At 35.2% G+C, this 8,058-nt stretch carries 9 protein-coding genes and 1 pseudogene; 5 read left to right on the forward strand and 5 right to left on the reverse strand.

Translation table 11 applies throughout. The features are described 5' to 3' along the window. Positions 1–95: 95 nt before the first annotated feature. From BFU02S_RS13330 to BFU02S_RS13345, 4 genes are all read right to left on the reverse strand, one after another. Positions 96–533 carry an Hsp20/alpha crystallin family protein gene (locus tag BFU02S_RS13330; protein WP_066371535.1) on the reverse strand — a complete coding sequence of 146 codons (438 nt, stop codon included), beginning with the start codon at positions 531–533 and terminating at the stop codon, positions 96–98. 73 nt (positions 534–606) lie between these two features. Next, positions 607–1,593 carry a TDT family transporter gene (locus BFU02S_RS13335; RefSeq protein ID WP_157075939.1) on the reverse strand — a complete coding sequence of 329 codons (987 nt, stop codon included), beginning with the start codon at positions 1,591–1,593 and terminating at the stop codon, positions 607–609. 265 nt (positions 1,594–1,858) lie between these two features. After that, positions 1,859–2,020: a DUF8096 family protein gene (locus BFU02S_RS17840; protein WP_501193344.1), complete on the reverse strand. Its 162-nt coding sequence runs from the start codon at positions 2,018–2,020 to the stop codon at positions 1,859–1,861. Positions 2,021–2,166: 146 nt separating this feature from the next. Then, positions 2,167–3,372 (reverse strand): O-antigen ligase family protein, encoded by a 1,206-nt coding sequence (locus BFU02S_RS13345; RefSeq protein WP_066371540.1) that lies wholly within the window; start codon positions 3,370–3,372, stop codon positions 2,167–2,169. 235 nt (positions 3,373–3,607) lie between these two features. Between BFU02S_RS13345 and BFU02S_RS13350 the strand changes: the two are divergent. From BFU02S_RS13350 to BFU02S_RS17535, 5 genes and pseudogenes are all read left to right on the forward strand, one after another. After that, positions 3,608–3,892: pseudogene (locus BFU02S_RS13350) on the forward strand (aminopeptidase P N-terminal domain-containing protein); the annotation flags it as partial. A 142-nt stretch (positions 3,893–4,034) separates the two neighbouring features. Next, complete coding sequence (locus BFU02S_RS13355) at positions 4,035–5,396, forward strand: L,D-transpeptidase family protein (RefSeq protein ID WP_084361120.1); 1,362 nt, start codon at positions 4,035–4,037, stop codon at positions 5,394–5,396. A gap of 669 nt (positions 5,397–6,065) precedes the next feature. Continuing rightward, complete coding sequence (locus tag BFU02S_RS13360; protein ID WP_066371544.1) at positions 6,066–6,668, forward strand: cell wall hydrolase; 603 nt, start codon at positions 6,066–6,068, stop codon at positions 6,666–6,668. A gap of 158 nt (positions 6,669–6,826) precedes the next feature. Beyond that, positions 6,827–7,195, forward strand: coding sequence for a c-type cytochrome (locus tag BFU02S_RS13365; protein ID WP_066371547.1), 369 nt, complete (start codon positions 6,827–6,829; stop codon positions 7,193–7,195). An 89-nt stretch (positions 7,196–7,284) separates the two neighbouring features. Beyond that, the gene (locus BFU02S_RS17535; protein WP_268872908.1) at positions 7,285–7,410 is read left to right on the forward strand and encodes a hypothetical protein; all 126 of its coding nucleotides are present in this window, start codon (positions 7,285–7,287) and stop codon (positions 7,408–7,410) included. 107 nt (positions 7,411–7,517) lie between these two features. Here BFU02S_RS17535 and BFU02S_RS13370 read toward each other — a convergent pair. Beyond that, positions 7,518–8,058 (reverse strand): alpha/beta fold hydrolase (locus BFU02S_RS13370; RefSeq protein ID WP_066371549.1); only part of this gene is annotated, 541 nt, incomplete at its 5' end.

An 8,058-nucleotide genomic window follows, 5' to 3' on the forward strand; every position in this document is an offset into this window, starting at 1 on the left:
CCCCTTTTTTTACTAGAGAAAAAAGTATAAATTTTGATTTCGAAAATTGTCCAGCTCAAGGCCATGTACCACTGACCAGGGTGCTTGCGCTTTTCTTAATGAAACTGTACATCAATTTTCTTTTTGTGATCTTTCGTTAATTTCGGCATTCTTACTTCCAGCACACCGTTTCTATAGGTAGCGGAAATCCCTTCTTCAGAAACAGGACTCGGAAGAGAGATGGAGCGATGGAAATGACCGATATAACGCTCTCTTCTGTGCATGTTTTCTTCTTTTACTTCATGGGAACGATTGATTGTGCCGCTGACTGTTAAGACATTATTTTCAATATCGATATTCACATCTTCTTTCTTTTCGAGACCGGGAATATCACAGGTTGCGACCACTTCATTTGCTGTTTCATGTACATCAACGCGAATATTGCCTAAGTGCTGATCATGCTCAAATGAAATGGGAAAATCCGAAAAAAAGCGATCGAAATCTCTTCTCATATTGGACAAATATCGAAATGGATCATAGGGTATGGTTGCCATGTGTTGTTCCTCCTTGTTATTTATTACAAGGATATTATTTCATTTTCACAAAAGAATATACGAACTGTCTTTTTTAAAAAGAAGAGGACATGTCTTTTTTCTGTATAGGTATTTTTTTTGAAATATTAAGGATATAAGTTAGACTGAGCACCAATTCAGCCGCAAGAATAAAAATAACAACCCATGCACCGGCAGTTAATATTGCATCTTTAATGATTGAAATAAATAACAAATGGCCTTGAAGCTGAAATGTAAAGGTATAAAACATTCCAAAGGTAAATACTCTGCTCCATTGGGTCACATCATAAATAAAGATGCCATTTTTAAACCCGAAGGACTTGATTCTCCGAAAAAACCGGTATACTTCAATGGCTTCGATTGTCAAAAAGATTGTAAATGCGAGTATCCAGATCCATTGAATGAAAAAGATATTGACAAGTCGTGATTCAAGACAAGCAATCCCAGTAATGGATAGTGCACCGTGCAAAATACAGTTGGTATTATTCCAATCTCGTTCGATTGTCCAGGAATTTGCTAAATACCTATAGGAAATAAATAAAACACAAACTAAGTAAAATCCAAAACCGATGATTAAAAAAGGAAGATTTACGATAACAGGGACTTTTTTGAATACCGCGTTCATCAAAAGGACCATCGATTGACTACTGACCGTTGATAACAGAAGAATGCCGTGGATATTCCCGAATGATTTTGTACGGATCATTTCTACAAATGTTTTTACACAAATTCCAATATAGATCATCCAAAGAATAATATTTATATAAAAAAGCCATTCGGAAATCAGCCTGTATTGAATAAATTCTTTATCAATTAAGATGCCGCTTATGGAAGTTCCTGCAATCCAAGTCCCGATCCCAAACCGGTTCATCATGTTTGAATAATGAAATTCTTTGAAATTACCTTGAATAAAATAAGATATGATAAAGGCTGCCCATAAAGATAAAATAAACAAGCATAGAAGTTTTATGAACTCGCTCCTAAAAAATTCTATACCGAAATAGTTTAATAGAACCCCGCTCGTTACAATTCCGAAAGACATAACAATAGCCATTCCGGCGGTCTTAATGTATATTCTTTTGCTTGTTATAAAAAGAATGATAGCAATAATTAAGGATAACATTACTAGGAAATAAAGCACTCAAATCACCATTATAATTTAGCAAACTAATAGCTTATGAAATGAAACAATATTGAAATACCGTACTACAAATATTTTAGACAAAAAGTTGCAATAAAACAAAAGGAAAACTTTAGTGGTTTTAAGAAATGTATTTTCAAAAAGTCAGACACAGTTGGTTGAGTAATTATATGCTTTTCTTCATACCGCATTGACGGCATTCCCGTATAAATATGAAATTTTTTACTGAACTTTTGAATAAAGCATTTCCGCAATTATCACAGCGTCCGCTGATTTTATCGGGATATTCCTTGTAATCATACACAATATTGGTATCATAATTTTTCAGTTCTTGCTTACATTCAGTCAACGTTCATCACCTCTCATTTATTTTAGCAGAAAATCCATCTTAATTTAATATGTATAAAATGAAACTCCAGTGGAAGGTCGTAAAAAACCTTCTAACTGGAGTTTTTATAAATGATTGAATCATGACTAAGTTTTTTTTAGCTTCGCGGCTGGAAACGGTAAAAAAGCTAAGGAGAAATTTCTTGTATATCGCCCCCAATAACTTAGTAAAACAATTGTCGGCAAAGCAATTTGAGGAGAAAATGTCGGTTCGTCCAAAATGCCCGTAAGAACAATGATAGGCAAACTGAGTAAAAAATACTCAAGTAATTCATTAGAATGTTTTTTGGAAAAGAACAAAGATATTGCTTTATAGCCTGTAATACTAAAAACGGTTAAAAACGCAATTCCTCCGATGATGCCGTACTCTACAAAAAAACCAATAAATAAATTGTGGGCATGGATCATATCATCATTAAAAAATTTGAAATATTCCCCGCGGAATCCGAGCGGAGTTGTTCCAAAGAAGAAATGTTGTTTCCATAAATCAATCGAGTTTGTCCAAATGTTTTCTCTGACGTTCGCAGAAATATCAATAATATCCTTTCGCGGCATCAACATATAAACTTGTTTTGCCAAGACTAATAATAAGCCTGCAATTGTCACAAAAACCCATTTGTTTAGCCGGAAAAAGAACAGCAAATAAAGAATAATCAACGTTGCATAACCAGCACGGGAACCAGTCGTAAAGACTCCATAACTTAATACCAATACCATTAGGATTTGCCAATAAAGAAGATTATAATTTTTATTTCGCAATCTAATCTGTATTTCGCCAAATAAAAAAGCAATTGCAACCAAAATCAGGTACATGGCGAAATTTGAATTATAGGAACTGCCAAAAAGACGGGAATGATCCGATTCTCCCAATTGAATGGTTCCAGTTAAAAATCCCAAAATAGGATTTTCATCAATACTATTAAGCAGCCAGCCAATTAAACAGTTATAAACACCGCCAAAAATAATGATCCATTTATATTGATGGAAATGGACAATTGAGCCATTATTCCTGATGAATGTATACAATCCCCAATACCCAATGACCATCAGACTGGAAACGAAAAGAGAGATATTCTCCATTTGATAAGTCGCAAAAATTGTTGATATCAAAAGACATAGAAAAAATAGAGAAGCAAGGGAAAAGGATAAATGCTGTTTACCTCTCCAGCTTTTATAAAAGGATATGAAACCTATTATAAATAAGAAAAGAATACCAATTGGCGGCAAGACAAAACATAAAATCAATCCGAACAGTAATTTCTCTCGTTTCAATACATCAAATACACTATGCATCGTAAATGTCCTTCTTTTTGTTTAAATTATAAAAGCTTTTGATCTGTTGAATTAAAAACTCATATAGAATAACAAGCATATTTTAAGAAAAGATAAAGGAAAAATGAAATTTTAATGAACATAGTTTGTAGAATGTCCCTGTAAAAGTAAAATAATACCTTAAATCCTTTAAATATATTTTCTCAGATGACTAGTATATAATGGCAATAGCTATTGACAGAAAAGAGGTTATGAAATGAACAATAAGTTTCATATAGAAATCCGACTGAACGTTTATGAGAAGCTCAAAGACCATTCTCTGATCATTTTATTTGCAGGTAAAGCTCCGCAAAAATCAGCCGATGAGACATACAACTTTGTGCCCAATCGCAATTTTTATTATCTAATAGGGATCGATGAACCAAATATTATTTTTCGAGCTTACAAGAAGAATCATAAAGTGGAAGAATACGTGTTTGTCGAAAAATCTGACCCATTTATGGAAAAATGGATTGGAAAATCGATTTCACCAGAAAAAGCATTTATGAACGAATAAATGAAAAAATTGGATAAAGTTAGTGCAATAGAATGATATTTTGGTATAATGGTTAAGGTCATATGGAGTACAATTTATAATATCATTTTTGAGGTGCAGGGCATTGCGTAAAAAACATATCATCATTATGAGCAGTAGTCTTATCATTATTATTGCACTCGTGGTTGGGGGGCTTAGTTATTACCAGGCAACCCGGTTCAATGCACATATCACAATCAATGATACAAAAGTAGGGGGACTTACTGCAGAACAAGCCATAAAAAAATTAAAATCAACCGTATTAAAAAATGTCGTCTATGTCGGTAAGGAGAAAATTTTCGACGGACAAGATACAAAAATGGGATTTACCGATCAAGATTTACCTGGCGTTGAGAAAATTTTAAAGAGCCAGTGGACATTTTTCCCTTCTTCAAAGGCAAAAAATTATTCGCTTTTGCCAAGTAAAGATGATCAATATCGTAGCCAAACGATGAAAAAGCAGGTAGAGGAAAAGCTTCTTTCCATGAATAAGAAATTAAAACCACCTAAAGATGCAGAAGCGACTTTGCAAGATGGCAGGATTGTCATTACCAAAAGTGCCAATGGGAAGCAGTATGATGTCGAGAGACTTTTAAAGGATTACCAAAAGCAGGAATATAAAAGCGAAATCCATTTGAAACCGATATACATACAACCTGTTAAAGAAGACAGCCCGATTGTAAAGAAGGAACAGGGTATGCTTCAGGAGCTTTTACAGCGAACGGTTCATTACAAGGTGCAGGATCAAGTGTATTCATTAAAGGGCAGTGATTTAATTAAAAATGCATCGGTGTCGAAAGATATGAAGTATAGGATTGATCCAGCCGGCATTAAAAATAAGATTGCGGAAATTAATGATACCCAATCAACATTAAATAAAGCTTTTACTTTTAAAACTCATTCAGGTTCCGTCATATCGGTGAAAGGCGGTTCTTACGGCTGGGCGATTAATGTTGAAAAGGAAGCGAAACGAATACAGGAAGCTTTTGAAAATGGAACAAACATGCTTCCTGTAAAATATGTTTACGGAGAAGGCTGGAATACTTATGGTGTCGGCTATGAGACAACAGCCAATTACGGCATTGGCTACACCTATGCGGAAGTATCGATTAAGGAACAACGAATTTGGCTTTATAAAAATGGCCAATTAGTGTTCACTACCAATGTAGTTACCGGCAGACACAATACCAATGAAGATACGCCAACAGGAGTTTGGTATATTGAATATAAAGAATCTCCATCCATTCTAAAGGGTAGTGAAGTAGGTAATCCAAATTATTCTGTCAAAGTAAATTATTGGGCACCTTTTACTCTCGGTGGAGTCGGCTTCCATGATGCCGGTTGGAGGACGAACTGGGCAAGTAATGCCTATCTTGAGCATGGGTCGGGAGGTTGTGTTAACACCCCGGCAGATGTAATGAAAACTGTTTATGACAACCTCAGTGAAAACGAGCCTGTTATTGTATATTGATGAATTTTTTCTAAAAGCCCCGAACGTCTATTTGTTGGATGGTTCAGGGCTTATTTGTTAGACAAGAAGTATAAATTTGATCTTCGAAAATTGTCTAGCAAAGCGCCAAGACGCTTGTGCTTTTCTTACTGGGAAGGGTCAAGTTTTCATGTAATTTTAATGTTTTTCATAAATGTAAGCGAATACATTATAGTGAGGTGATGGCTTTATGCACATTTACGGAAAGGATTATATTAAATACTTAAACGATGAGGGCTCCGGTAAACTCACGTATGATCAGTGGAAATATAAAAATTTTAAAAAGGAATCAGGAAAATGCAGTTACTGTGGAAATGAAAAGGATTATCTTCATGATTGTTATAAATGTAAATATTGAACGCCCAGGGGCGTTTTTCTTTTAAATTTTTGAACGATTCACTTTTACGTTTTTCTTACATTGTTACATGCTTGCAACTTTTTGTAAAAGTTGAACTTGATTTTTCCTTTGGGTGTTAAAGTTGGTAAATTTCAATCGCCGGATATTTTTAACAAAACTTTGTTCAAGACTTTTATAACAAAGGGTATAAAGCCCTTACATTGGATTACTAATTTTTGGATGGTGAATAGAAATATTACATCTGATAGCCTAATAGTAGAGCAATTGAGCAACTATTAGGAGGTTTTATCTCTATGAAACTAGCTAAACTTAAAAAATTAGTGATTGCAGCTGGAGTCATCGTATCTATGTCAGCTTTTACGTTAAGTCATAAGACAGATGCTGCATCTGTTACACATAAGGTTAAATCCGGCGAAACTTATTGGAAAATTGCGAAAGGATTTGGTGTTCCTGTTACAAGTTTAGAGGCAGCTAACCATTGGAAACCTCTTTACGCTGGGAGAAACGTAATTATTCCAAATTCTCCAATTTCATCAGCGGAAAAAGAGTTAATGGCACGTCTTGTCCATGCTGAAGCAGGCGGTGAGCCGTATGCAGGGAAAGTTGCCGTGGCATCTGTCGTTTTAAACAGACTAAAAAGTCCACAATTTCCTAATACTGTCCATGGGGTCATTTATCAAGTTGCAAATGGACATTATGCGTTCACGCCTGTAGAAAATGGCCGAATTAATATGCCTGCAGATGCTGATTCAAAAAAAGCTGTTAACGAAGCAATTGCTTTAATGGGGAAAGGGAACGGATCACTATTCTTCTACAATCCTGCCACTTCAACTAGCTCTTGGGTTGCAACACGTCCAGTAACGGTTAGAATCGGCCATCATGTTTTTGCGAAATAAATTTATACACCTTTTTCCAGATGATACTGCACCTTCAGAATATTGAAAGGTGCAGTTTTTTGTTGGGAGCAAAAAGGATAAAGGATATTTTTGAAGAATATATATAGGTGATAAAAAGGGGAATATTAAGAAATACAAATGAATGAAGGGGAATGTATATGGAAAAGCCATGGATTTGGATCACGTTTTTGTTATTGGTGGCTGCTGGATTATTTGTCAATGTAACATTTCTTCATCCATCAGAGAAGAAAACAGAGCATAAGACTTCACAGCAAACAGGTCAGAACGCAACAACGACATCAAGTTCTTTTGACCCGGAAGCTTTTTACAAGCAGACATGTATAACCTGTCATGGTGATCATTATCAAGGGGTTGTCGGTCCTTCGCTGAAAAATCTTAGCAAAAAATACACCCAGGCAGATGTAGAAAATATTTTGAAAAATGGCAAAAGCGGCGGAATGCCTGCTGGTCTGGTCAAACCGGAGAATATTCCGGCAATGGCAAAATGGGTGCTTTCATTAAAATAACTTGTTGTTTAAACAGAATATCTTATAAAGGAAGAGTGTACACTATTATTAGGTGCCCAACATTGGATTCAATTATGAGGTGTATGAAAATGACAAAAAACAAGAATACCACATTTAAACATAATAAAAATGTCCAGCCAAAAGGAGAAGTAGAATTTGCCGGAGAAAATGGGCTGGAAAAAATCGTATTACAAGCACAAAAAAAATCCAAATAAATGGAGCAAAACACTTAGCCGAAAAAATGATAAACTTCATATTTTTCGGCTTTTTTTACATCCAAGATAACTTAACCACAGTAGAACTGGTCCCCGAGTGAGAAGAATCATTCATACGATTGGATAAACCGTCTGATTAACCGGTTTAGTTCCTTTGCTGATTTTGTGGGGATTTGATGCTTTTGGTGTAAAAGCTCTAACTGACTCTTTGGAAGTTTTTCATGCAATAACTTGGCATATTGAAAAAACGTTGTATCTTTTGTTCCATATACTAGTAAAATGGGCTGGTTGATCATGGCTAATTGTTTGGTGCATGTGTATGTTAAGCTGCAGCGAAAATATTGTTCGATATTATGTTTATCACCTTTTAATCCTTCTTGATAAAGCTGGCGGAAGGTAGCCATTGTATCAGAGTTGCCCCATGAAATCGCAAGTCCTAGCAATGGAATAGCCCCCCATTTTGCGAGCATCGTTGCGATGATAATTAATTTTTTCGTATAGGAATCACTTATTTCAGACATGCCGCTGACAATTATTGCTCCTAATGCTCGATCGCTATATTCAAGTAAAAACTCTAAACAAACTGATCCACCGGTTGAATATCCGCATAAATAAGCCTTTTCAATCCCTAAATGATCTAATAAATGG

The sequence above is a fragment of the Neobacillus fumarioli NBRC 102428 genome (assembly GCF_001591485.1).
Lineage (GTDB): Bacteria > Bacillota > Bacilli > Bacillales > Cytobacillaceae > Neobacillus > Neobacillus fumarioli.